The 22,567-nt window shown below is 63.3% G+C and carries 21 protein-coding genes; 5 read left to right on the forward strand and 16 right to left on the reverse strand.

Features of this window, described 5'->3' with window-relative positions:
* Positions 1 to 37: 37 nt before the first annotated feature.
* The 16 genes from accD to grpE form a co-directional block, all read right to left on the reverse strand.
* Positions 38 to 910 (reverse strand): acetyl-CoA carboxylase, carboxyltransferase subunit beta, encoded by an 873-nt coding sequence (accD, locus tag C8C95_RS16760; RefSeq protein ID WP_015013229.1) that lies wholly within the window; start codon positions 908 to 910, stop codon positions 38 to 40.
* A gap of 115 nt (positions 911 to 1,025) precedes the next feature.
* On the reverse strand, positions 1,026 to 1,835 hold the full coding sequence (gene trpA, locus C8C95_RS16765; protein ID WP_056747631.1) for a tryptophan synthase subunit alpha: 810 nt from the start codon (positions 1,833 to 1,835) through the stop codon (positions 1,026 to 1,028).
* Positions 1,836 to 3,119, reverse strand: coding sequence for a tryptophan synthase subunit beta (gene trpB / locus C8C95_RS16770; protein WP_056061441.1), 1,284 nt, complete (start codon positions 3,117 to 3,119; stop codon positions 1,836 to 1,838).
* Positions 3,097 to 3,897 carry a phosphoribosylanthranilate isomerase gene (locus C8C95_RS16775; protein WP_116749325.1) on the reverse strand — a complete coding sequence of 267 codons (801 nt, stop codon included), beginning with the start codon at positions 3,895 to 3,897 and terminating at the stop codon, positions 3,097 to 3,099. The genes trpB and C8C95_RS16775 overlap by 23 nt, the downstream gene beginning before the upstream one ends.
* Entirely contained in the window at positions 3,894 to 4,769 is an 876-nt protein-coding gene (gene truA, locus C8C95_RS16780) for a tRNA pseudouridine(38-40) synthase TruA (protein ID WP_207780613.1), read from the reverse strand. The genes C8C95_RS16775 and truA overlap by 4 nt, the downstream gene beginning before the upstream one ends.
* Positions 4,769 to 7,381, reverse strand: coding sequence for a FimV/HubP family polar landmark protein (locus C8C95_RS16785; protein WP_116749327.1), 2,613 nt, complete (start codon positions 7,379 to 7,381; stop codon positions 4,769 to 4,771). Before C8C95_RS16785 ends, truA begins: the two co-directional genes overlap by 1 nt.
* 289 nt (positions 7,382 to 7,670) lie before the next feature.
* Positions 7,671 to 8,801, reverse strand: a complete 1,131-nt coding sequence (asd, locus tag C8C95_RS16790) for an aspartate-semialdehyde dehydrogenase (RefSeq protein WP_056061454.1) — start codon at positions 8,799 to 8,801, stop codon at positions 7,671 to 7,673.
* 402 nt (positions 8,802 to 9,203) lie between these two features.
* Positions 9,204 to 10,277 carry a 3-isopropylmalate dehydrogenase gene (gene leuB / locus C8C95_RS16795; protein ID WP_116749328.1) on the reverse strand — a complete coding sequence of 358 codons (1,074 nt, stop codon included), beginning with the start codon at positions 10,275 to 10,277 and terminating at the stop codon, positions 9,204 to 9,206.
* 76 nt (positions 10,278 to 10,353) lie between these two features.
* Positions 10,354 to 11,004: a 3-isopropylmalate dehydratase small subunit gene (gene leuD / locus C8C95_RS16800; protein WP_116749329.1), complete on the reverse strand. Its 651-nt coding sequence runs from the start codon at positions 11,002 to 11,004 to the stop codon at positions 10,354 to 10,356.
* Positions 11,005 to 11,015: 11 nt separating this feature from the next.
* A complete protein-coding gene (locus C8C95_RS16805) occupies positions 11,016 to 11,141 on the reverse strand; it encodes an entericidin A/B family lipoprotein (protein ID WP_005795904.1) in 126 nt (41 codons plus the stop codon).
* Between the two features lie 69 nt (positions 11,142 to 11,210).
* Positions 11,211 to 12,632: a 3-isopropylmalate dehydratase large subunit gene (gene leuC / locus C8C95_RS16810; RefSeq protein WP_116749330.1), complete on the reverse strand. Its 1,422-nt coding sequence runs from the start codon at positions 12,630 to 12,632 to the stop codon at positions 11,211 to 11,213.
* Between the two features lie 21 nt (positions 12,633 to 12,653).
* Positions 12,654 to 13,631 (reverse strand): LysR family transcriptional regulator, encoded by a 978-nt coding sequence (locus tag C8C95_RS16815; protein WP_116749331.1) that lies wholly within the window; start codon positions 13,629 to 13,631, stop codon positions 12,654 to 12,656.
* Between the two features lie 136 nt (positions 13,632 to 13,767).
* Entirely contained in the window at positions 13,768 to 15,132 is a 1,365-nt protein-coding gene (locus tag C8C95_RS16820) for an MBL fold metallo-hydrolase (RefSeq protein ID WP_116749332.1), read from the reverse strand.
* 154 nt (positions 15,133 to 15,286) lie between these two features.
* Positions 15,287 to 16,432 (reverse strand): molecular chaperone DnaJ, encoded by a 1,146-nt coding sequence (dnaJ, locus tag C8C95_RS16825; protein WP_056061470.1) that lies wholly within the window; start codon positions 16,430 to 16,432, stop codon positions 15,287 to 15,289.
* 84 nt (positions 16,433 to 16,516) lie between these two features.
* Complete coding sequence (dnaK, locus tag C8C95_RS16830; protein ID WP_056061472.1) at positions 16,517 to 18,466, reverse strand: molecular chaperone DnaK; 1,950 nt, start codon at positions 18,464 to 18,466, stop codon at positions 16,517 to 16,519.
* A 93-nt stretch (positions 18,467 to 18,559) separates the two neighbouring features.
* The gene (grpE, locus tag C8C95_RS16835) at positions 18,560 to 19,111 is read right to left on the reverse strand and encodes a nucleotide exchange factor GrpE (RefSeq protein ID WP_056747651.1); all 552 of its coding nucleotides are present in this window, start codon (positions 19,109 to 19,111) and stop codon (positions 18,560 to 18,562) included.
* Between the two features lie 308 nt (positions 19,112 to 19,419).
* On the opposite strand from grpE, the gene rpsF reads away from it, so the two are divergent.
* The 5 genes from rpsF (at position 19,420) to dnaB (ending at position 22,450) form a co-directional block, all read left to right on the forward strand.
* The gene (rpsF, locus tag C8C95_RS16840; protein WP_015013245.1) at positions 19,420 to 19,797 is read left to right on the forward strand and encodes a 30S ribosomal protein S6; all 378 of its coding nucleotides are present in this window, start codon (positions 19,420 to 19,422) and stop codon (positions 19,795 to 19,797) included.
* Between the two features lie 18 nt (positions 19,798 to 19,815).
* Positions 19,816 to 20,106, forward strand: coding sequence for a primosomal replication protein N (gene priB / locus C8C95_RS16845; protein ID WP_116749333.1), 291 nt, complete (start codon positions 19,816 to 19,818; stop codon positions 20,104 to 20,106).
* A 17-nt stretch (positions 20,107 to 20,123) separates the two neighbouring features.
* A complete protein-coding gene (gene rpsR, locus C8C95_RS16850; RefSeq protein WP_005795932.1) occupies positions 20,124 to 20,405 on the forward strand; it encodes a 30S ribosomal protein S18 in 282 nt (93 codons plus the stop codon).
* Positions 20,406 to 20,417: 12 nt separating this feature from the next.
* On the forward strand, positions 20,418 to 20,870 hold the full coding sequence (gene rplI / locus C8C95_RS16855; protein ID WP_015013247.1) for a 50S ribosomal protein L9: 453 nt from the start codon (positions 20,418 to 20,420) through the stop codon (positions 20,868 to 20,870).
* 167 nt (positions 20,871 to 21,037) lie between these two features.
* Positions 21,038 to 22,450: a replicative DNA helicase gene (gene dnaB / locus C8C95_RS16860; protein ID WP_056061481.1), complete on the forward strand. Its 1,413-nt coding sequence runs from the start codon at positions 21,038 to 21,040 to the stop codon at positions 22,448 to 22,450.
* The last annotated feature ends 117 nt before the right edge of the window (positions 22,451 to 22,567 follow it).

The raw sequence follows: 22,567 nt of genomic DNA on the forward strand, positions 1-22,567 counted from the left end.
AGGCCTCACCCAGTCCCCTTTTCGGGGGGGCGGGTATTTACATCACCGCGTCAGCAGGCAGTCGTTGCAGCATGGCTAAACTGCTGGCCACGGTGTTGCGCAGTTCGCGGCGGTCGCAGATGAAGTCCACCGCGCCCTTGGTTTGCAGGAACTCTGCACGCTGGAAGCCCTCGGGCAGGGTCACGCGCACGGTGGATTCGATCACGCGCGGGCCAGCAAAGCCGATCAGCGCCTTGGGCTCGGCAATCACGATGTCGCCCACAAAGGCAAAACCTGCGCTCACGCCACCCATGGTGGGGTCGGTCAGCACACTGATGTAGGGCAGGCCCTTCTTGGCCAGGCGGGTCAGTGCTGCGTTGGTCTTGGCCATCTGCATGAGCGACAGCAGGCCTTCCTGCATGCGGGCGCCGCCGGTGGCGGTAAAGCAGATGAAGGGCACCTTTTGCTCGATGGCGGTTTCCACACCACGCACAAATCGCTCGCCCACCACGGAGCCCATGGAGCCGCCCATGAAGTCGAACTCGAAGCAGGCGGCGACGACGTTGATGCTCTTGACCGCGCCGCCCATCACGATGAGGGCGTCGGTCTCGCCGGTGTTCTCCAGGGCCTCCTTCAGGCGCTCGGGGTACTTGCGGCTGTCCTTGAACTTGAGCGCGTCTACGGGCAGCACTTCCTGGCCGATTTCGTAGCGGCCTTCAGCATCCAGAAATGCGTCCAGTCGGGCGCGCGCGCCGATGCGGTGGTGGTGGCTGCAGTGGGGGCACACATTCTGGTTGTGCTCCAGGTCGGCCTTGTAGAGCACCGTCTCGCAGCTCGGGCACTTGATCCACAGGCCTTCGGGCACCTGACGGCGCTCGGTGGGGTCGGTTTGCTGGATTTTGGCGGGCAGAAGTTTTTCGAGCCAGGACATGGTGTTCTCCTCTTCAGTGGCGCGACCTGCTACAAAGCCCGTAGGCGTTTGCGGGGCAGGCCGGGTGTGAATCTGTCGGCGCACCCCGCAGGATGCGCCGGGCTGCATTATGCGACTAGGCGTCCAGGGCCTTGCGGATGCCGCGCAGGAAGTCGATGGTCAGGGGCACCACCTTGGCGTGCTCCTGGTCTTCAATCAACTGGATGATGCGGCTACCGATGACCACGGCATCGGCCACCTTGCCGATGGCCTGGGCGGTGGCGGCGTCGCGGATGCCGAAGCCCACACCCACCGGGATGGTCACGTGCTGGCGAATACGGGGCAGCATCTGCTCCACGGCCGCCGTGTCCAGCGCGCCTGAGCCGGTCACGCCCTTGAGCGACACGTAGTACACATAGCCGCTGGCCACACGCGCCACCTGGGCCATGCGTTCATCCGTGCTGGTGGGGGCCAGCAGGAAGATCAGGTCCATGCCGTGCGCGCGCAGGCTGGCGGCAAAGGCTTCGCATTCTTCGGGTGGGTAGTCCACGATGAGCACGCCGTCCACGCCCGCAGCGGCGGAGTCGCGCACAAACGCACCTTCGCCGTGCTTCTGGTCGTAGCGTTCCACAGGGTTGGCATAGCCCATCAACACCACTGGCGTGGTGCTGTTGCGCTTGCGGAACTCACGCACATGGTCGAGCACCTGCACCATGCCAATGCCCAGGCTGAGGGCTTTTTCACCCGCCTTCTGGATCACCGGGCCATCGGCCATGGGGTCGGAAAAGGGCACGCCCAGCTCGATCACGTCGGCACCGGCCTCGACCATGCCGTGCATGAGCGCGGGGGTGATGTCGGCAAACGGGAAACCGGCGGTCACATAAGGAATCAGCGCCTTGCGGCCCTGTGCTTGCAGGGCAGAAAAGGTGGATGCGATACGGCTCATTTATTTCACCAACTTGATGGGTTGCTCGCCGCCCTTCACGGACTGCCCCTGGCAGCTGGGTCGGCAGTAAAAGTCGGCGCCACTGAGATCGGCCACAGTACCAATGTCCTTGTCGCCCCGGCCCGAGAGGTTGACCAGGATCGACTGGTCTGGGCGCATGGTTTTGGCCAGCTTCATGGCGTAGGCCACGGCATGACTGGATTCGAGTGCGGGGATGATGCCCTCGGTGCGGCAGAGGTAGTGGAAGGCGTCCAGCGCTTCCTGGTCGGTGATGCCGACGTATTCGGCGCGGCCGATTTCCTGCAACCAGGCGTGCTCCGGGCCCACGCCGGGGTAGTCCAGGCCTGCGCTGATGCTATGGGTTTCGGTGATCTGGCCGTTGTCATCCTGCAGGATGAAAGTGCGGTTGCCGTGCAGCACACCCGCGCTGCCCTTTTGCAGCGATGCCGAGTGTTTGCCCGACTCCAGGCCTTCGCCCGCAGCCTCCACGCCGATGAGGCGCGTTTTCTCGAAAGGGATGTAAGGGTGAAAGATACCCATGGCATTGCTGCCACCACCCACGCAGGCGATAACCGCATCGGGTTGGTCGCCCAGCACCTTTTGCTCGGCCAGCATGCTGGGCATTTGCTCAATGCATTCCTTGCCGATTACGCTCTGGAAGTCGCGCACCATCATGGGGTAGGGGTGCGGGCCCGCCACCGTGCCGATGATGTAGAAGGTGTTGTCCACATTCGCCACCCAGTCGCGCATGGCGTCGTTCAGGGCGTCCTTCAAGGTCTTGCTGCCAGACTCCACGGGCACCACCGTAGCGCCCAGCAGTTTCATGCGGTACACGTTGGGGCTTTGGCGCTTCACGTCTTCGGCACCCATGTAAACAACGCATTCGAGCCCGTAGCGCGCGCAGATGGTGGCAGTGGCCACGCCGTGCTGGCCTGCACCCGTCTCGGCAATCACGCGGGGCTTGCCCATGCGCTTGGCCAGCATGGCTTGGCCGATCACATTGTTGATCTTGTGCGCGCCTGTGTGGTTCAGGTCTTCGCGCTTGAGATAGATCTGTGCGCCGCCCATCTCGCGGCTGGTGCGCGCTGCATGGTAGATGGGGGAGGGGCGACCGACGAAGTGCTTGAGTTCGTAATGGAATTCAGCCAGAAATTCAGGGTCGTTCTGGTAGCGCGCGTAAGCCTCGCGCAGTTCCTGGATGGCGTGGGTCAGGGTTTCGCTGACGAAGCTGCCACCATACGGGCCGAAATGGCCGGAAGCATCAGGTTGCTGATAGGAATTCATGGGGGTTCTTTGCAAGTTGTGCATCGGCCGCACGCACGGCGGCAACGAAGCGTTGGATCTTCACGGCGTCCTTGATGCCCTTGACGGGTTTGCCATCAGGACCATCGGCTTCGACGCCGGAACTGACATCAACCGCCAGCGAGAGACCCCGCGGGCGGACTTGCAAAATGCCATCGGTCACGTTTGCAGGCGTGAGTCCACCAGACAAAACGAGGTGAGAGCTGACGCTTGGTGGAAGGAGTGACCAATTGAATGCCTTGCCGCTGCCGCCAAACCCCTCGACATGGGCGTCGAGCAGGATGGCTTGGGCGTGAGAGTAATCGTGGGCGTATTTTACGAGGTCAAACTGCGCCGCTCCATCACCGAGGGGAATTCGGGCTGCGCGCAGGTAGGGGCGTGCCCCCTGGTGGGTGGCCGCCATGCAGTCCTGTGGCGTCTCATCACCATGGAATTGCACTGTAGCGCCAGCAATCATTGCACTGGCTGCTATCACATTAGGAGTGAATTCGTTCACGAACAGCAGCACGGGCGTGACAAACGGCGGCAGGCGCCGTGCCAACTGCGCGGCCCGTGGGGGGGTGACCGACCGTGGGCTGGGGGCGTAGAGCACAAAACCCACCGCATCGGCGCCCGCAGCCACAGCTGCATCCACGTCTTCCTCGCGGGTCAGCCCGCAGATCTTGATGCGGGTGCGTACGTTGGCAGATGCCTGGAAAGGGGCGTGGAGGCGTTGACTGGCGGCTGGGGTGGTTGCGGTCGGTGTGGTGGCCTGGTTCATGGAAGCCAATCATACGCAGCCGTGCGCTGGGGTAGCCCCCAGGCGGCGTCGTAGACGGGCCCTTGAAAGTACAACCCGTCTGGCGAGAATGTCGGCGCGGCCACCTTGCGGGACCGGGCTGCCAGCACCTCGGCCATCCATTCGGGAGGCTGCGTGCCCTGGCCGATGGCGATCAGGCAGCCCATGATGTTGCGGATCATGTGGTGCAAGAAGGCGTTGGCTTCAAATTCAAAACGCCAGTAACAGGGGCTCCAGCCTAGCTCTGGGTGCGGTGCACTCGCGCCCCGTCGCACGATGTCGATGCGATGCAAGGTTTTGACGGGGGTCTTGGCCTGGCAGGCGGACGCGCGGAACGAGGTGAAGTCATGTTCGCCGATCAGGTAGTCGGCTGCCTGCCGCATGGCGCCATGGTCCAGCGGGTGAAACACCCAGCCCACCCGACCGGCATCTACGCTGGGCCGTACCGGCGACTGCAGCAACACGTAGGCATACCGCCGTGCCACCGCACTGGCGCGCGCGTGGAATTGCTCAGGCACGGCCTGAGCCCACTGAACCGCAATGTCAGGCGGCAGGAAGGTGTTGGTGCCCCGCACCCAAGATGCGGCAGAGCGGTTGAGGGGGGTATCAAAGTGCACGACCTGCATCAGCCCGTGCACACCGGCATCCGTGCGGCCTGCGCAGAGCGTGCTGACCGGATGCGTAGCAAAGCGGCCCAGGGCCGCTTCGAGTTTGTCCTGCACGGTATTGCCAGAAAGCTGGCTCTGCCAGCCACTGTAGGCCTGGCCGTTATAGCTGACACCCAGCGCCACCCGGGTCACGGGGCGGCCTGGGGACGTGCTGGGGGTTAAATCAGCGGAGGGGCTGAGCGGCATCAGCCCAGTTCGGCCAGCATGCGCTGGGCGCGGGTCTTGAGGGCGCCGCTGGACTCTGCCACCACCTCTTCAATCAGCGTACGAGCGCCGTCGGTGTCCCCGATGGCGTTGAACTCTTCGGCCAGCGCAAGCTTGGTGGCCAGCGGGTCGTCCTGCGCTGCGGCCGATCCATCGTCGGTGAATTCCGGTGCGGGAGCCGCCGGGGCCTTGGCGGCGGGAGCTGCCATGGGCTTGGAGGGGGCGTTCAGGTCCAGCGACAGGTCGCCCAGATCAAACTCCATAGGGCCGGAGTCTTGGGGCTCGCCATGGAGAGGCATGGGGCCGGACGGCGCCATGGTCAGGTCGTCGCTGCTGGGGAAGTCCAGATTGGCCACTGGAGGCGGCGCCATCATGGGACTCGGAGCGGTTTCCTGACTGCTCCACGCGGCCGTGGGCTCGTCGGGGATGCTGGGCAGATCCAACTCGGGGCGCAGCGTCTGTGGTTCGCTGGCTTCACTGCGGTTGTTGGCCGCAGCAGCCGCAGCGGCCGCAGCAAAACCACCGGCTGCAGCGGGGGGGGCGTCCGTCAGCGCGTCATCGGGCAGGTCCAGATCCAGGTCGAGGTCCAAGTCTGGGGGCAGGGCTGCGGCAGGGCTGCCTGCACCAGTGAAGGTGCTGGGGAACCCGCCCGGTGGCACGGAGGGCGATTCATCCTCGGCCATTCCGGGGCGGCCGCCAGGTTGGTACAGGCGGTTTTCGGGCTCCAGGTCACGCCCGAGTTCGGCAATGCGGTTCCAGTCAGGCCCTTCGCCCTGGGTCAGCTTGAACACTTCGCCTGCGACGGCCTCAAGGGCTTTGCGGTCCTGGCGCTTGGCGTAGATTTCACCCAGCTTGACGTGCACTGAGACGCGGCCCGGGTTGTGGCGCACGGCTTCTTTCAGGATTTCTTCGGCCTGGAGATCGCGGCCGTAGGCCAGATAAACGTCGGCTTCGGCCACGGGGTCCACGTCACCGCCGGCGTCCAGTTGGCTGGGTGAATAGGCCATGGACGAGCCGGTGGTCATGTCGCTGTTGGCTGTGTCTACACGCTGGCCGCCGCTGGCACCAAAAAACGAGTCAGGTTGAATGCGACTTTCCAGGAAGGAGCTGTCCACCCCACCGTTCTGTCGACGGCGCTGGACCAGGCGGTAAGCGCCAAATCCGAGCAGACCCGCCACCAGGATGCCGCCGCCAATAGGCAACAGTGGGTCGTCCATGAGGGTGGACAGGAAACCGGGCTCCTCGACGGGGGCCGGAGCAGGTTTGGGTGTGGGCGCCGGTTTGGGGGCCGGTGCGGGTGCCGACGCTTCCGTGGCGGGTGCCGAGGCGGCCGCTTCTGCTGCCACTGCGGTGTCTGGCGGGGTGCTCGCGGCCGCTGCGGGGGCGGATGCCGGGGCTTCGGGCGCCGGCGGCGCGGTCGGTGTTGCCGGGACGGCTGGGGCCTGCACGGCCACCCCCGCAGGTGCGCTGGCTGCACCCGCTGCGGCGGGCGCAGGGCTGCCTCCCGCGGCTGCAGAGGCTGCGCTCAGCTTGTTGAGGTCGGTGATGTTCTTGGACAACTCTGCCATCCGCGTGGCGGCTTCGCTGGCCTGTTTGTCCTTGGCGACTTGCTCTTCGGCTGCCTTCTGGCCTTTGACGGCCCCCTTGGACAGAGTGAGCTTGTCGGGCGCTGCAGTCGCGGGCTTTTTGTCTTCTACGCGCGTCTGTACGGTGCCAGAGGCGGAGCGCTGGGCAGCTGCCACTTCGGTCGAAGGGGCCGCACCCGCGAGTTTGCGGCGGAAGTCGTTGAAGTCACGGGCCTGTGCGGCCAGAATCTGACGTGCTTCGGGGGCTGTAGTGGATTGCGCTGCGGCCTGGTCGGGCATTTGCAGCACGGCACCTGCCCTCAGGCGGTTGACGTTGCCCTGGATGAATGCGTCCGGGTTAGTACGCATCATGGCGACCAGCATCTGGTCGAGCGAAACGCCTGCAGGCTTGTACGCGTTCGCGATGCGGCCGGCGGTATCGCCGGCCTGTACCGTCACGCCATCTGCGGGGGCGGGGCGTGGGGCTGCCGCACGGGGTGCGGGTGCAGCGGCGGTTGCCTCGCTGGCACGGGCTGTGGCTGCGGGGCGCGTCGCAGGGACCTGGGGCGCCACCGGTGCAGAAATTTGGGGCGCTGCTGTGACGGCAGGCGCTGCGCGGCGCATGCTTGGCGGGTCAAACAGCATGGTGTAGCTGCGAACGATGCGGCCTGAGCCCCAGTTGGCATCCAGCACCAAGTCCAGGAAGGGTTCGTTCACAGGCCGGTCGCTTGACAGGCGCAACACGGCGGTGCCGTCGGCGCGGCGCTGCAGTTGAATCTGCAGGTTGTTCATGGTCTGCGTGTATTCCATGCCCTGGGCACGGAAGACCTCAGGCGTGGCCGTCGTGGCACGCAGCGAGTCCGCTTCGGCAGGAGTGATCTGTGGCAGGTCGATTTCAGCGCGCAGCGGCTCGCCCAGGGCAGACTGCACGGTGATGCGGCCCAGTGCCAGCGCAGACGCGTCGCTGGTGTAGAAACCAGCGCAAGCCACGGCCGCAGCCGCCAGGACAGAAAATTTCCAACGATGCATGTTTGCCAACAACTGATTAGGATTTTTTGCGGCTCGGACGAGCGGTGCTTTTGTTCTCATGGTCTGATCCCCGCCCCGGCGCGTGAAAATATGTAAAAAGCACCATAGCATCAATGTTTTGCACTGACAAGCTGAGGTGGCTCCGAAGCTTTGAGTGGGGTCCCGGCGCCCCAAATTGGGGCGTGCAGATGTTGCCAATTGCCAACGCCGCGTAACCGAGTGTGTCGATGTCTCAGGCGTAAAAAAGCGCGCGCAAGGGGGCTTGCGCGCGCTTTGTGAAGTGAGACGATCAGGCGTTGAGCAAGATGCGCAGCATGCGACGCAGTGGCTCGGCGGCGCCCCAGAGGAGCTGGTCGCCGATGGTGAAGGCGCCGACATACTCAGGGCCCATGGCCAGCTTGCGGATGCGGCCCACGGGGATGGTCATGGTGCCCGTCACGGCGACGGGTGTCAGGTCCTTGATGGTGGCTTCGCGGGTGTTGGGTACCACCTTCACCCACTCGTTGTCGGCGGCGATCATGGCTTCGAGGTCGGCCACGGGCACGTCCTTCTTGAGCTTGAAGGTCAGTGCCTGGCTGTGGCAGCGCATGGCACCCACGCGCACGCAGAATCCGTCGACTGGAATGGCTGCGGAGTCAAAGCCTTCGCCCAGGCCCAAAATCTTGTTGGTTTCGGCCATGCCCTTCCACTCTTCCTTGGACTGGCCGTTGCCCAGGTCCTTGTCGATCCAGGGGATCAGCGAGCCACCCAGCGGCACGCCAAAGTTGGCGGTTTCTGCACCGGTCAGTGCGCGCTGCTTGGCGATGACCTTGCGGTCGATTTCCAGGATGGCGCTCTTGGGGTCGTCGAGCAGGGCCTTCACTTCGGCGTTGAGCGTGCCGTATTGCGTGAGCAGTTCGCGCATGTGCTGCGCGCCGCCGCCCGAGGCTGCCTGGTAAGTCTGGGTGCTCATCCACTCGACTAGGCCGGCCTTGTAGAGTGCGCCCACGCCCATCAGCATGCAGCTCACGGTGCAGTTGCCGCCTACCCAGTTCTTGCCGCCGTTGGCCAGCGCGTCCTTGATGACGGGCATGTTGACGGGGTCCAGGATGATGACTGCGTCTTTTTCCATGCGCAGGGTGGATGCCGCGTCAATCCAGTGGCCGTTCCAGCCTGCGGCGCGCAGCTTGGGGAAGACTTCGGTGGTGTAGTCGCCGCCTTGGGCTGTGATGATGATGTCGCAGCGCTTCAAGGCGTCGATGTTGAAGGCGTCTTGCAGTGTGGTTTCGTTCTTGGCCTGCGCAGGGGCTTTGCCGCCGGCATTGGATGTGGAGAAGAACAATGGCTCAATCAGGTCGAAGTCTTTTTCCTCGACCATGCGGTCCATCAACACCGAGCCGACCATGCCGCGCCAGCCGACCAAACCTACCAACTTGCTCATTTCAACGCCCCTTTCAGATTAAGAAACAGTGCCAGACCAGACTGTTTGCCCCGGCTCGTCTGGCCGGGAGAGGGCGCACGACGGTACCGGAGCTGGATCAGCCCTTAATAATGGTCGTGGTTTTGGTGGTGATTGCGCGCACAGCCACGCCTGCCAGGGCGGCAGTTGCGGTGTTCAGGTCGAACGGGCGGGCGGCAAACATGGGCATGATTGTAATGGATCGCGGCTTGCACGGGGCTTGCAGCGTTGCGGGAACGCCATGGTCCGCTCGGCGACGGCGCCCCTGGCGGGCTGGATGGGTGTGCGAGTCGGTCCGCGCCCATAAAAAAGGCGATCACAGAGGATCGCCTTTTGCGGATGCCGCGCGCCGCCGCTGTGGGCAGCTCGGACGGCTGGGGTGATTTACGCCTGCAGCGCCTTCACCACCGCGTCGCCCATCTGCGCCGTGCCGACCTTGGTGGTGCCTTCGCTGTAGATGTCGGGCGTGCGCAGGCCCTGGGCCAGCACCTTCTGCACGGCGGCTTCGATGCGCTGGGCGGCGGCTTCCTGGTTCAGGCTGAAGCGCAGCATCATCGCTGCCGAGAGGATGGTGGCCAGCGGGTTGGCCACGCCCTTGCCGGCGATGTCGGGGGCGCTGCCGTGGCTGGGCTCGTACAGGCCCTGGTTGCTGCTGTTCAGACTGGCCGAGGGCAGCATGCCGATGGAGCCAGTCAGCATGGAGGCTTCGTCCGACAGGATGTCGCCGAACATGTTGCCGGTCACGACCACGTCAAACGCCTTGGGGGCCTTGACCAGTTGCATGGCCGCGTTGTCCACGTACATGTGCTGGAGTTCCACGTCGGGGTACTGCTGGCCCACCTCGGTCATGACATCCTTCCAGAACTGGAAGGTTTCGAGCACGTTGGCCTTGTCCACGCTGGTGACCTTCTTGTTGCGCTTGCGGGCGGCCTGGAACGCGACGTGGGCGATGCGCTCGATCTCGGGGCGGCTATAGCGCATGGTGTCGAAGGCTTCTTCGGCACCGGGAAAGTGGCCGTCCACTGCCGTGCGACGGCCGCGGGGCTGGCCAAAGTAGATGTCGCCCGTCAACTCGCGGATGATGAGGATATCGAGGCCGGCAATCAGCTCGGGCTTGAGGCTCGATGCACCCACCAGCTGCTCGTAGCAGATGGCGGGGCGGAAGTTGGCGAACAGGCCCAGGTTCTTGCGCAGGCCCAGGATGGCCTGTTCGGGGCGCAGGGGCCTGTCGAGCTTGTCGTATTTCCAGTCGCCCACGGCGCCGAACAGAATGGCGTCGGCTTCCTTGGCGAGCTTGAGGGTGGACTCGGGCAGCGGGTGGCCGTGGGCCTCGTAGGCGGCGCCGCCGACCAGGGCGGATTCCATTTCGAACTTCAGGTCGAGTGCGTTGAGGACCTTGACGGCCTCGGCCACGATTTCGGTACCGATGCCGTCACCCGGCAGAACTGCGATTTTCATTGATTTTGCTTTGTTTTTGATAGCTGCTAGCGCATATGGATGTAGCGCTTGCGGCCGATTGGGCTGAATTTTTGAGTTACGACACCATGGTGTGTGCCAGCCAGGGCTTGGTGGCAAGCCGCTGGGCTTCAAAGGCCTTGATCTTGTCCGACTGGCGCAGGGTCAGGCCGATGTCGTCAAAACCGTTGAGCAGGCAGTACTTGCGGAAGGCCTGCACGTCGAACGGGATCTCTTCGCCCTGGGGGCGCACGATGACCTGGCGCTCCAGGTCGATGGTGAGCTGGTAGCCGGGGAAGGCCGCCACTTCGTCAAACAGCTGGGCGACGGTGGCCTCAGGCAGCACGATGGGCAGCAGGCCGTTCTTGAAGCAGTTGTTGAAGAAGATGTCGGCAAAGCTGGGCGCGATCACGGCGCGAAAGCCGAACTGGTCCAGCGCCCAGGGCGCGTGTTCGCGGCTGGAGCCGCAGCCAAAGTTCTTGCGCGCGATCAGGATGCTCGCGCCTTTGTAACGTGGCTGGTTCAGCACAAAGTCGGGGTTGGGCTTGCGCTGGCTTTCGGGGATGCCCGGCTCGCCCTTGTCCAGGTAGCGCCATTCGTCAAACAGGTTGGGGCCAAAGCCCGTCTTCTTGATCGACTTGAGGAACTGCTTGGGGATGATGGCGTCGGTATCGACGTTCTCGCGGTCCATGGGGGCCACAAGGCCCTTGAGCAAGGTGAATTTTTGCATGGCGGTATCAGTTACTTGGCGGCCCGCTCGATGGCGCTACCGGCTTTGCCAATGTCCTGGCCCACACCCTTGACGGTGTTGCAGCCAGCCAGCACAAAGGCCAGAGACAGGGCGATGAGGGTGGCGGTCTTTTTCATGACAAGGCTCCTTCAGGCGGTTGGGGCAGTAGAGGGGACAACGGGCGGATGATGGGATGAATGATTAGCTCAGGTGAACTGGCGGATGTCCACAAAGTGGCCGTGCACCGCAGCGGCTGCGGCCATGGCCGGGCTCACCAGGTGCGTGCGGCCGCCAGCACCCTGGCGGCCTTCAAAGTTGCGGTTGCTGGTGGAGGCGCAGCGCTCTCCAGGCTCCAGCCGGTCGGCGTTCATGGCCAGGCACATGCTGCAACCGGGCTCGCGCCACTCGAAGCCTGCGGCCACAAAAATCTTGTCCAGGCCCTCGCGCTCGGCCTGCTCCTTGACCAGCCCCGAGCCGGGAACCACCATGGCCAGCTTCACATTGCTGGCCACCTTGCGACCCAGGTTCTTCACCACGGCGGCGGCTTCGCGCATGTCTTCGATGCGGCTGTTGGTACAGCTGCCGATGAACACCTTGTCGATCGTGATGTCATTGATCGGCTTGCCGGGCTGCAGGCCCATGTACGTCAGCGCGCGCTCGATGGCACCACGCTTGTTGACGTCCTTTTCCTTGTCCGGGTCGGGCACGCGGGCGTTCACGCCCAGCACCATCTCGGGGCTGGTGCCCCAGGTGACCTGCGGCACGATGTCGGCCGCATCAAGCTTGACCACGGTGTCGAACTTTGCGTCGGCGTCGGAGTGCAGCGTCCTCCAGTACGCAACGGCCTGGTCCCATTCCACGCCCGTGGGCGACAGGGGGCGGCCCTTGACGTATTCGATGGTCTTGTCGTCCACCGCCACCAGACCCGCGCGAGCACCACCTTCGATGGCCATATTGCACACGGTCATGCGGCCTTCCATGCTCATCGCGCGGAAGACAGAACCTGCAAATTCAATGGTGTAGCCCGTGCCGCCAGCCGTGCCGATCTTGCCGATGATGGCCAGCACCACGTCTTTGGGCGTCACGCCTTTGGCCAAGGTGCCATCAACCTGCACCAGCATGTTCTTGGCTTTTTTGGCCAGCAAGGTCTGCGTGGCCATCACGTGCTCGACCTCGGAGGTGCCGATGCCGTGGGCCAGGGCGCCAAACGCGCCGTGCGTGCTGGTGTGGCTGTCGCCGCAGACCACGGTCATGCCGGGCAGGGTGGCACCGTTTTCAGGGCCGATCACGTGCACGATGCCCTGGCGCTTGTGCATGAACGGGAAGAACGCGGCGGGTGTGATCTGTGCGATGTTGTCGTTCAGCGTGGTGATCTGTTCTTTGCTGATCGGATCGGTGATGCCGTCGTAGCCGTTTTCCCAGCCCGTGGTGGGCGTGTTGTGGTCGGCCGTGGCCACGATGGAACTCATGCGCCAGACCTTGCGGCCCGCCTCGCGCAGGCCTTCGAATGCCTGAGGGCTGGTGACTTCATGCACCAGATGGCGGTCGATGTAGAGGATGGAGGTGCCGTCCTCTTCGGTGTGGACGACATGCTCGTCCCAGATCTTGTCGTACAGGGTGCGTCCCATGGCGTGGCTTTCTTTCTGCTTTCAGGTGGGTGATTGGATTTTAGTGTCGGGGGCCGGGTGCGCCGGGGCGGGTTCTGCCCGGGGTGAGAGGTGTTCCACCAGCAAACGCGCCGTGATGGGCAGGGCATCAAAGTCGCGGGCTACCACCCGCAGTTCGCGGTGGGCCCAGGCATCGGTCAGCGGAATGGCTTGCAGGTTGCCCACGCCGCGCATCAGCGCAAACGCCCGGTCGGGCAGCAGGCCCACGCCCAGGCCGTTGTCGATCATGCGGCACATGGCGTCCAGCCCCGTCACCTGGATGCGCTGGCGCAGGGGGCGCCCGGCTGCTGCAGCGGCTGCGCGCATGGCCAGGCTGATGCTGCTGTTGGCGTGCAGGCCCACAATGTCCCAGTCCAGGACTTCTTCAAAATTAATAGCATCCAGCGCAGATAAATCATGCGCTCGGGGCACAACCAGCACCAAATTGTCGGCGCGGTAGGGGCGGCTCTGCAGCTCCAGGACGCCGCCGCCGTTCGCCATGCCGATGTTGCAGATGCCCAGGTCGGCGGCTCCCTCTTGCACGGCGTGCAGCACATCGCTGGAGAGGTGCTCCTGCAGGTCGATCTTGATCTGGCTGTGCTCGCGCGCGAAGGCGCCCAGGTCTTCGGGCAGGAACTGGAAGATGGCCGAGATGTTGGCGTGCATGCGGACATGGCCGCGAACGCCGTCGGCATATTCACTCAGTTCGCCCTGCATGCGCTCCAGGCCAAACAGCACGGTGCGCGCATGGTGCAGCAGGCTCTCGCCAGCGGGCGTGAGCGTCACACCCCGGCTGTGGCGGTAGAGCAGGGCGGTGTCTACAGCCGTTTCCAGGTCCGACAGGCGCTTGCTGACCGCCGATGCTGCAATGAATTCGCGCTCGGCGGCGCGGCCGATGCTGCCCAGCTCGCACACCGCCACAAACAATTGCAGCGAGGTGAGGTCAATACGGCGCGCAAAACTGCGCTCGGAGCTTTTCATGGGGTTTTGACTTCTCAAAAAGAGAAGGTTTCATATTTTCTCCGCATTGTTGATGATTTGTCATCGCGATACGCGATGGCTGCGATGCCCTTCTGCGCGAGAGCGGCTCTCCTGGAGTGCAGAAAGAGACCGAGGCTCAGGCCGCGCAGGTGCTGCCGTGCTCTGGCACTGAGGCCCGCCAGCGCAATTCGTGTTCTATGCGCTGGCGCAGCAGGTCGGCGGCGCCCATTTCGCCATGCACCACATACACCTGGTCGGGCGCGTGGCCCATGCTGCGCAGCCAGGCGATGAGCTGGTTGCCGTCGGCGTGGGCCGATGCGGAAGACAGCTTGACCACTTCGGCGCGCACGGCCACGTCCTGGCCGTGAATGCGGATGGTCTTTTCGCCTTCAGCCAGCCGCGCGCCGCGTGTGCCCGGCGCCTGGTGCCCGGTCAGAATGATCATGTTGCGGTGATCGCCAGCGTGCAGTGCCAGGTGGTGCAGCACGCGGCCCCCGGTAGCCATGCCACTGGCCGACAGGATGACCATGGGACCATGCAGTTTGGCCAGTCCTTTGGATTGCTCGGGTGTCTGGACCATGGTGGCGCCATGCTCTAGCGCCTGCACCTCGCGGCCGCTCAGGCGGTGTTCCTGCATGTGGTGCTGGAACAGTCCGGTGGTGCTCACGGCCATGGGGCTATCGAGGAATACCTTGAGCGATGCAGGCACTACACCCTGCGCCTTCAGCAACCCGATGGCGTGCAGCACGGCCTGCGCGCGGCCCACGGCGAAGACGGGCACCACGGCGATGCCCCCGCGTGCGGCCAGGCGCTGCAGTGCGGGGCCCAGTTCGTCGAGCAGACCTTCGGGCGGGTGCTCGCGGTCGCCATAGGTGGATTCGATGAGCACGGTGTCCGCCTGGGGCGGGGCATCCGGTGGATTCATCAGCAAGTCGTCCGGCCGGCCCAGGTCGCCAGAGAACAGGATTCGCCTGCCGCCCACCTCCAGCAGCACGCTGGCCGCGCCCAGGATGTGGCCTGCGGGCGAAAAGGTCACGCGCCAGCCGGGCAGGGGCTCGAACGCCTTGTGGAAGGCATGGATCTGGAATTGTTTGAGGCAGTGCAGCGCGTCGAGCCGGGTATACAGGGGCAGAGCGGGGCTGTGGCTGCTGAGCTGGTGGCGGTTGAGGAAGGCCGCGTCCTCCTCCTGCAGGTGCCCGCTGTCGGGCAGCAGGATGGTGCACAGGTCACGTGTGCCCGGGGTGCAGTGGATGGCGTGGGTGTAGCCGTCGCGCGCCAGCAGCGGCAGGTAGCCGCTGTGGTCCAGGTGGGCATGGGTCAGCACCACGGCGTCGATCTGTTGAGGCGTGACGGGCAGGGGCTGCCAATTGCGCAGGCGCAACTGCTTGTAGCCCTGGAACAGGCCGCAATCGACCAGCAGGCTCTTGCCGTTGTAACGCACCATGTACTTGGAGCCGGTGACGGTGCCGGAGCCCCCCAGGAAAGTGATGTTGACGTTCATGTGTCCAGACTCCCGGGTGATCATCGATGATGACCATCCTACTGGTCGGATTGCGCCTGCGGACGTTGCCAGGGGGTTTCTTGCCTTGCATCAAGAAAAAACCGCCTGCGGCTTTGGGGCTGCAGGCGGTTTTTGGCGGGAAACCCGCGCGTGATCAGCTGAAGAAGTTCTTCAGCCGGTCCGTCCAGCTCTCGCCGCTGGGCGAATGGCGTGCGCCGCCCTTCTTGAGGGAGTCTTCCAGCTCGCGCAGCAGCTTGCGCTGGTGTTCGGTGAGCTTGACGGGTGTCTCGACCGCAATGTGGCAGTACAGGTCACCCGGGTAGCTGGCGCGCACACCCTTGATGCCCTTGCCGCGCAGGCGGAACTGCTTGCCGGCCTGGGTGCCTTCGGGGATGTCGATGGCCGCCTTGCCCTGCAGGGTGGGCACCTCGATCTCGCCACCCAGCGCCGCTGTGATGAAGCTCACCGGTACCTGGCAGTGCAGGTCGTCGCCGTCGCGCTCGAAGATGTCGTGTTTCTTCAGGCGGATCTCGATGTACAGGTCGCCCGGCGGGCCGCCGTTGGTACCCGGCTCGCCGTTGCCGGTGGAACGGATGCGCATGCCATCGTCGATGCCGGCAGGAATCTTCACTTCCAGCGTCTTCTGCTTCTTGAGCTTGCCCTGGCCATGGCAGGTGGTGCAAGGCTCAGGAATGATCTTGCCCGTGCCACGGCAGTGGGGGCAGGTCTGTTGCACGCTGAAGAAGCCCTGGCGCATTTGCACAGTGCCCGCGCCTTGACAGGTGCCGCAGGTCTTGGCGCTGGTGCCGGGTTTGGCGCCGCTGCCATGGCAGGTGTCGCAGGTGTCCCAGGACGGGATGCGAATCTGCGCGTCTTTGCCGCGAGCTGCTTCTTCGAGCGTGATCTCCATGGCATAGCTGAGGTCACTGCCACGGTAGACCTGGCGTCCACCGGCGCCGCGCCCGCGCCCGCCTTGTTGGCCGAACATGTCGCCAAAGATGTCGCCGAAGGCTTCCGCAAAACCGCCAAATCCTTCTGCTCCCGCGCCACCAGGGCCGCGCATGTTGGGGTCTACCCCCGCATGGCCATACTGGTCATAGGCCGCGCGCTTTTGTGGGTCCGAGAGCATCTCGTAGGCCTCTTTGGCCTCTTTGAATTTTTCCTCGGCAGGCTTGGCTGCGTCCCCCTGATTGCGGTCAGGATGGTGCTTCATCGCCAGCTTGCGATAGGCCTTTTTGATTTCTTCGTCCGAGGCGTTCTTCGGAACACCCAGGATTTCGTAAAAGTCTCGTTTGGACATAGTGATTCAGAACCCGGTTGGAACAGGAACGCCGCGCAGCCCCTGACGAGCATTGCGCGGCGGCTCGGGTCAACGGGGGCTCGTTCAGCCCTTCTTGACTTCCTTCACCTCGGCATCAACGACGTTGTCGTCGTCTGCGGGCTTGTTGGCTGCACCGGCCGATGCGCCTGCGGCGTCTGCACCACCGGCCGCCTGGGCGGCTTGCGCTGCCTGCGATTCGGCGTACATCTTCTCGCCCAGCTTCTGGCTGGCGGCCATCAGCGCGGTCGTCTTTTCGTCAATCGCGGCCTTGTCTTCACCCTTGAGGGCTTCTTCGAGGGCCTTCACGGCTGCAGCGATCGCGTCCTTTTCACCTGCGTCGAGCTTGTCGCCGTGTTCGGCCAGGCTCTTGTTGACGCTGTGCACAGCGGCTTCACCCTGGTTGCGGGCCTGCACCAGTTCCAGCTTCTTCTTGTCGTCCGCAGCGTTCAGCTCGGCGTCCTTCACCATCTTCTGGATTTCTTCTTCCGACAGGCCCGAGTTGGCCTTGATGGTGATCTTGTTTTCCTTGCCGGTGCCCTTGTCCTTGGCGCCCACGTGCAAGATGCCGTTGGCGTCAATGTCGAACGACACTTCGATCTGCGGAACACCACGGGCTGCGGGTGGAATGCCTTCGAGGTTGAACTCGCCCAGCAGCTTGTTGCCGGTGGCCATTTCGCGCTCGCCCTGATAGACCTTGATGGTCACGGCGGGCTGGTTGTCGTCGGCCGTCGAGAAGGTCTGAGCGAATTTCGTCGGGATGGTCGTGTTCTTGGTGATCATCTTGGTCATCACACCGCCCAGGGTTTCGATACCCAGCGACAGGGGGGTCACGTCCAGCAGCAGCACGTCCTTGCGGTCGCCCGACAGCACTTGGCCCTGGATGGCGGCGCCCACGGCCACGGCTTCGTCAGGGTTCACATCCTTGCGGGGGTCCTTGCCGAAGAATTCCTTGACCTTCTCCTGCACCTTGGGCATGCGGGTCATGCCACCGACCAGAATCACGTCATGGATGTCGGACACCGACACGCCCGCGTCCTTGATCGCCATGCGGCAAGGAGCGATGGTGCGCTCGATCAGCTCTTCCACCAGTTGTTCCAGCTTGGAGCGGGTCAGCTTGATGTTCAGGTGCTTGGGACCCGAGGCGTCGGCCGTGATGTAGGGCAGGTTGATGTCGGTCGCTGCCGAATTCGACAACTCGATCTTGGCCTTTTCGGCGGCTTCCTTCAGGCGTTGCAGGGCCAGGACGTCCTTGGACAGGTCCACGCCTTGTTCCTTCTTGAACTCGCCGATGATGAAGTCGATGATGCGTTGGTCGAAGTCCTCGCCGCCCAGGAAGGTGTCACCATTGGTCGACAGCACTTCGAACTGCTTTTCGCCATCCACGTCGGCGATTTCGATGATGGACACGTCGAACGTGCCGCCACCCAGGTCATACACGGCAATCTTGCGGTCGCCCTTTTCCTGCTTGTCGAGGCCAAAGGCCAAGGCTGCAGCGGTGGGCTCGTTGATGATGCGCTTGACATCAAGGCCAGCGATGCGGCCAGCGTCCTTGGTGGCCTGGCGCTGGGCGTCGTTGAAGTACGCGGGCACGGTGATGACGGCTTCCGTCACGGGCTCGCCCAGGTAGTCTTCAGCCGTTTTCTTCATCTTGCGCAGGATGTCTGCGGACACCTGCTGGGCCGACAGCTTGTTGCCACGCACTTCGATCCAGGCGTCGCCGTTGTCGGCAGCCACGATCTTGTAAGGCATCAGGTCGATGTCCTTTTGCACTTCCTTTTCGGTGAACTTGCGGCCGATCAGGCGTTTGACGGCATACAGGGTGTTCTTGGGGTTGGTCACGGCCTGGCGCTTGGCCGAGGCGCCGACGAGGATCTCGCCGTCTTCCTGGTAGGCCACGATGGAGGGCGTGGTGCGTGCACCTTCGCTGTTTTCAATCACGCGGGTCGTGTTGCCCTCCATGATGGAAACGCAGCTGTTGGTGGTGCCCAGGTCAATGCCGATGATTCTTCCCATGATTTTTCTCCGAATGCTTGAATGGTTTGGATGGCTAGTAACTTGTGGATAACTTGGTTTGCTTCAAGTCTTCCAGGTCGATTTTTTTGAGGCTTACTTGGGCGCGGTCACGGTGACCAAGGCCGGGCGCAACACGCGCTCCGCGATCACGTAGCCCTTTTGCAGCACAGCCACCACCGTATTGGCTTCTTGCTCCGCGGGCACCACGCTGATGGCCTGGTGCTGGTGGGGGTCGAACTTGGCGCCTGCGGCGGGGTTGATGGCCACCACCTTGTTGCGCTCCAGCGCAGACGTCAACTGGCGCAAGGTGGCGTCGGCGCCTTCGCGCAGCTGCTGGGGCGTGGCCTCCTTGATGGCCAGGGCCGCGTCCAGGCTGTCAGCCACGGGCAGCAGGCTCTCGGCAAAACTCTCGATGCCGAACTTGCGTGCCTTGGACACTTCCTCTTCAGCGCGGCGGCGCGCGTTCTCCGCCTCGGCCTTGGCGCGCAGGAACTGGTCCGCCAGATCGGCACTTTTGGCCTTCAGCTCGGCCAGCTCGCCCTGCAGGCGTGCCAGCTCATCGGAGGCGTGGGCGGCCATGGCGGCTTCGACTTCTTCGGGGGCGGGGGCGCTTGGGGAGGGGTTGGTTTGGCTGTGGTCTGACATGTCAGGATTTGAAGAGGTAAAAAAGCAGTACGCGCGGCATCTGGGGGCTTGCCGGGAAATATCAAGGTCTGCGCCAGGGATTTGTCGTTATGACGGCACTGGGTTGGCGCAAGTGGTTGTAAGGCATGTCGGCCCAACCGCCGTTTTTGCAAGGGCCGCAGCTTCCATGGCTGGACAAATGGGGTGTGGACGATGCTGTAGCGGGTGTGCTGAGTGTACAAGCGCAAGCGGTCGGGTTATAATCGCAGGCTTTCCCTTGCCACACCACTTCTAGACGCGGTGGGTGGTCTCACCCAAAAGGAGTCTGCATGCGTCATTACGAAATCATTTTGTTGATCCATCCGGATCAAAGCGAACAAGTTCCAGCCATGCTGGAGCGCTACAAGGGCATGATCACCGCTGGCGGTGGCAAGGTGCACCGCGTGGAAGACTGGGGCCGTCGTCAACTGGCGTACCTGATCAACAAGCTGGCCAAGGCCCACTACCTGTGCGTGAATATCGAAGCCGACCAGGCTGTGATGGCTGAACTGGAGCACGCCTTCAAGTTCAACGACGCCGTGCTGCGCCACCTGACCGTGCAAAAGAAGAAGGCTGAAACCGGTCCTTCCTCCATGATGAAGACCGTCGAGCGCGAAGAAGCCCGCAAGGCCAGCCAAGCTGAATACGCAGCGGCCGGCGAGCGCTGATCCTCTTCTCTCTTTGGAGTGGAGAACCGCGTCGTCTTGACCGCCTGTATCGCAGAGGCTGAGCCCCTGCGATACACGCCCGCCGGACTGCCTGCCCTCACGCTGCGCCTCGAACACGAGTCCCAGCAAACTGAAGCAGGCCATCCCCGCGAAGTCAAGGCCGTCATGAAAGCCACCGCCTTTGGAGCGATGGCTGAGCGACTGGCAAGGCAAAACATCGGAAGTCTCTGGACTTTTCATGGATTTCTGGCCACACCGCGCAATGGCAAGACTGCAGTGCTGCACATCCAGGATATTCAACAAAATTAATTTTCAAGGGGTCCGCAATGGCCACGTTCAAGAAGTTCAACAAAGACAAGCGCCCAAAGCGCAACACCCAGTCCCTGCTGTTCAAGCGCAAGCGCTTTTGCCGCTTCACGGTGACCGGTGTTGAAGAAATCGACTACAAGGATGTCGATACGCTGCGCGATTTCATCGCCGAAAACGGCAAGATCATCCCCGCACGCCTGACCGGCACGCGCGCCATCTTCCAGCGTCAGCTGAACACTGCCATCAAGCGCGCACGCTTCCTGGCCCTGGTGCCTTACAGCGACCAGCACAAGATCTAAGGAGCACAACCCATGCAAATCATCCTGCTCGACAAGGTTGTGAACCTCGGCAACCTCGGTGAAATCGTCAAGGTCAAAGACGGCTACGCCCGCAACTTTCTGATTCCCGCTGGCCGCGCACGTCGCGCCACCGAAGCTGCCAAGGCAGAGTTCGAAGCCAAGCGCGCTGAACTCGAAAAGGCCGCTGCTGCCAAGCTGGCAGAAGCCCAAGCCCAAGGCGAAAAGCTGGCTGGCACCACCGTCAAGCTGACGCAAAAGGCTGGCGTGGACGGCCGTCTGTTTGGTTCCGTGACCAACCACGACATCGCTGAAGAGCTGAACAAGCAAGGCTACAAGGTTGCCAAGTCGCAAATCCGCCTGCCCAACGGCCCGATCAAGGTCGTGAGCGACAGCGCTGTGAGCGTGGCTCTGCATACCGACGTGGTCGTGGAAGTCAACGTGTCGGTCTACGGCGAAACCGCCTGATCGTCCGTCTGGACCTCTCAAAAAAGCCGCCCTTGGGCGGCTTTTGTCTTTGTGTGACCGTAGTTTGTACACGGTTGCCCACGGGTTACCCCCGCCTTATCCACAGACTTGTGCCATGACGACACGCCGCGTGGGCGATAGCATGCCGGGTTAGCTCCAAGGATTCCATGTCTGCCGTTTTCCCACCCCTTGATGATGGATTCACGCCCGTGCCGGACCGTGAAATTGCCCAGTTGCGTGTGCCACCGCACTCCATCGAGGCGGAGTCCAGTGTGCTGGGTGGTCTGCTGCTGGACAACAACGCCTGGGACCGAGTGGGCGACCTGCTGGTAGAAAGCCATTTCTATCGCCACGAGCACCAGATGATCTACACGGCCATTGGCGCGCTGATCAATGCCAGCAAGCCAGCCGACGTGATCACGGTGTTCGAGCACCTCCAGAACCAGGGCAAGGCGCAGGAGATGGGCGGGCTGGCCTATCTGAACAATCTGGCGCAATACGTACCCAGTGCCAGCAATATTCGGCGCTATGCCGAAATCGTCCGTGAACGCGCCATCCTGCGCAAGCTGGTCACGGCCAGCGACGAAATTTCGACCAACGCGTTCAACCCCCAAGGCAAAACGGTGGAACGCATCCTGGACGAAGCCGAGGCCAAGATCTTTGCCATTGGCGAAGAGGGTTCGCGCACCAAGCAGGGCTTCCAGTCGCTCGACACGCTGGTGATTGACCTGCTCGACCGCGTGCAGGAGATGGCTGACAACCCTGTGGACGTCACGGGCGTCCCCACCGGCTTTGCCGACCTGGACCGCATGACCAGTGGCTTGCAGGCGGGCGACATGGTGGTGCTGGCAGCCCGCCCGTCCATGGGCAAAACCTCGTTCGCGGTGAACATTGCTGAGCACGTGGCGCTCAACGAGGGCTTGCCGGTCGCTATCTTCTCGATGGAAATGGGCGCTGCTCAATTGGCGGTGCGTATCGTGGGCTCGATCGGCCGGGTGAACCAGGGCAACCTGCGCACCGGCAAGCTCACCGACGATGAATGGCCACGCCTGACCGAAGCCATCGAAAAGCTGCGCACGGTGTCGCTGCACATTGACGAAACCCCGGGCCTCACGCCCAGCGAGCTGCGTGCCAACGCTCGCCGTCTGGCGCGCCAGTGCGGCAAGCTGGGTCTGATCGTGGTGGACTACTTGCAGCTCATGAGCGGCTCGGGTTCGTCGGGCTCGGACAACCGGGCGACGGAGCTGGGCGAAATTTCCCGGGGCCTCAAGATGCTGGCCAAGGAGCTGCAATGCCCGGTGATCGCGCTGTCTCAGCTCAACCGCTCGGTGGAGCAGCGTACCGACAAGCGCCCCATGATGTCCGACCTACGCGAATCGGGCGCCATCGAGCAGGACGCGGACATCATCATGTTCATCTACCGCGACGACTACTACAACAAAGACTCCAAGGAGCCCAACGTGGCCGAGGTCATCATCGGCAAACAGCGGAACGGCCCCACCGGAACCGTGAAGCTGTTCTTCCAGAAGAACCAGACGCGCTTTGAGAACCTGGCGATGGGTTCAGGCGACGATTTCTAATAAAAATAGCTGCTAGCGCCGGTTTTATATGCGCTGGCAGCTATTGAATTTATAGCGAACAAGTTCTGGCGCCATGCCGTACAGTGCCCGTGGTTCCAGGCTCCCGGCATGCGCGGT

This window comes from Acidovorax sp. 99, from assembly GCF_003096455.1.
Classification (GTDB): domain Bacteria; phylum Pseudomonadota; class Gammaproteobacteria; order Burkholderiales; family Burkholderiaceae_C; genus Acidovorax; species Acidovorax delafieldii.

What these genes read in the sequence shown, in the direction of transcription:
- accD (WP_015013229.1), bottom strand. Translation starts at nt 910, where the DNA reads ATGTCCTGGCTCGAAAAACTTCTGCCCGCCAAAATCCAGCAAACCGAC.
- trpA (WP_056747631.1), bottom strand. Translation starts at nt 1,835, where the DNA reads ATGAGCCGTATCGCATCCACCTTTTCTGCCCTGCAAGCACAGGGCCGC.
- trpB (WP_056061441.1), bottom strand. Translation starts at nt 3,119, where the DNA reads ATGAATTCCTATCAGCAACCTGATGCTTCCGGCCATTTCGGCCCGTAT.
- C8C95_RS16775 (WP_116749325.1), bottom strand. Translation starts at nt 3,897, where the DNA reads ATGAACCAGGCCACCACACCGACCGCAACCACCCCAGCCGCCAGTCAA.
- truA (WP_207780613.1), bottom strand. Translation starts at nt 4,769, where the DNA reads ATGCCGCTCAGCCCCTCCGCTGATTTAACCCCCAGCACGTCCCCAGGC.
- C8C95_RS16785 (WP_116749327.1), bottom strand. Translation starts at nt 7,381, where the DNA reads ATGCATCGTTGGAAATTTTCTGTCCTGGCGGCTGCGGCCGTGGCTTGC.
- asd (WP_056061454.1), bottom strand. Translation starts at nt 8,801, where the DNA reads ATGAGCAAGTTGGTAGGTTTGGTCGGCTGGCGCGGCATGGTCGGCTCG.
- leuB (WP_116749328.1), bottom strand. Translation starts at nt 10,277, where the DNA reads ATGAAAATCGCAGTTCTGCCGGGTGACGGCATCGGTACCGAAATCGTG.
- leuD (WP_116749329.1), bottom strand. Translation starts at nt 11,004, where the DNA reads ATGCAAAAATTCACCTTGCTCAAGGGCCTTGTGGCCCCCATGGACCGC.
- C8C95_RS16805 (WP_005795904.1), bottom strand. Translation starts at nt 11,141, where the DNA reads ATGAAAAAGACCGCCACCCTCATCGCCCTGTCTCTGGCCTTTGTGCTG.
- leuC (WP_116749330.1), bottom strand. Translation starts at nt 12,632, where the DNA reads ATGGGACGCACCCTGTACGACAAGATCTGGGACGAGCATGTCGTCCAC.
- C8C95_RS16815 (WP_116749331.1), bottom strand. Translation starts at nt 13,631, where the DNA reads ATGAAAAGCTCCGAGCGCAGTTTTGCGCGCCGTATTGACCTCACCTCG.
- C8C95_RS16820 (WP_116749332.1), bottom strand. Translation starts at nt 15,132, where the DNA reads ATGAACGTCAACATCACTTTCCTGGGGGGCTCCGGCACCGTCACCGGC.
- dnaJ (WP_056061470.1), bottom strand. Translation starts at nt 16,432, where the DNA reads ATGTCCAAACGAGACTTTTACGAAATCCTGGGTGTTCCGAAGAACGCC.
- dnaK (WP_056061472.1), bottom strand. Translation starts at nt 18,466, where the DNA reads ATGGGAAGAATCATCGGCATTGACCTGGGCACCACCAACAGCTGCGTT.
- grpE (WP_056747651.1), bottom strand. Translation starts at nt 19,111, where the DNA reads ATGTCAGACCACAGCCAAACCAACCCCTCCCCAAGCGCCCCCGCCCCC.
- rpsF (WP_015013245.1), top strand. Translation starts at nt 19,420, where the DNA reads ATGCGTCATTACGAAATCATTTTGTTGATCCATCCGGATCAAAGCGAA.
- rpsR (WP_005795932.1), top strand. Translation starts at nt 20,124, where the DNA reads ATGGCCACGTTCAAGAAGTTCAACAAAGACAAGCGCCCAAAGCGCAAC.
- rplI (WP_015013247.1), top strand. Translation starts at nt 20,418, where the DNA reads ATGCAAATCATCCTGCTCGACAAGGTTGTGAACCTCGGCAACCTCGGT.
- dnaB (WP_056061481.1), top strand. Translation starts at nt 21,038, where the DNA reads ATGTCTGCCGTTTTCCCACCCCTTGATGATGGATTCACGCCCGTGCCG.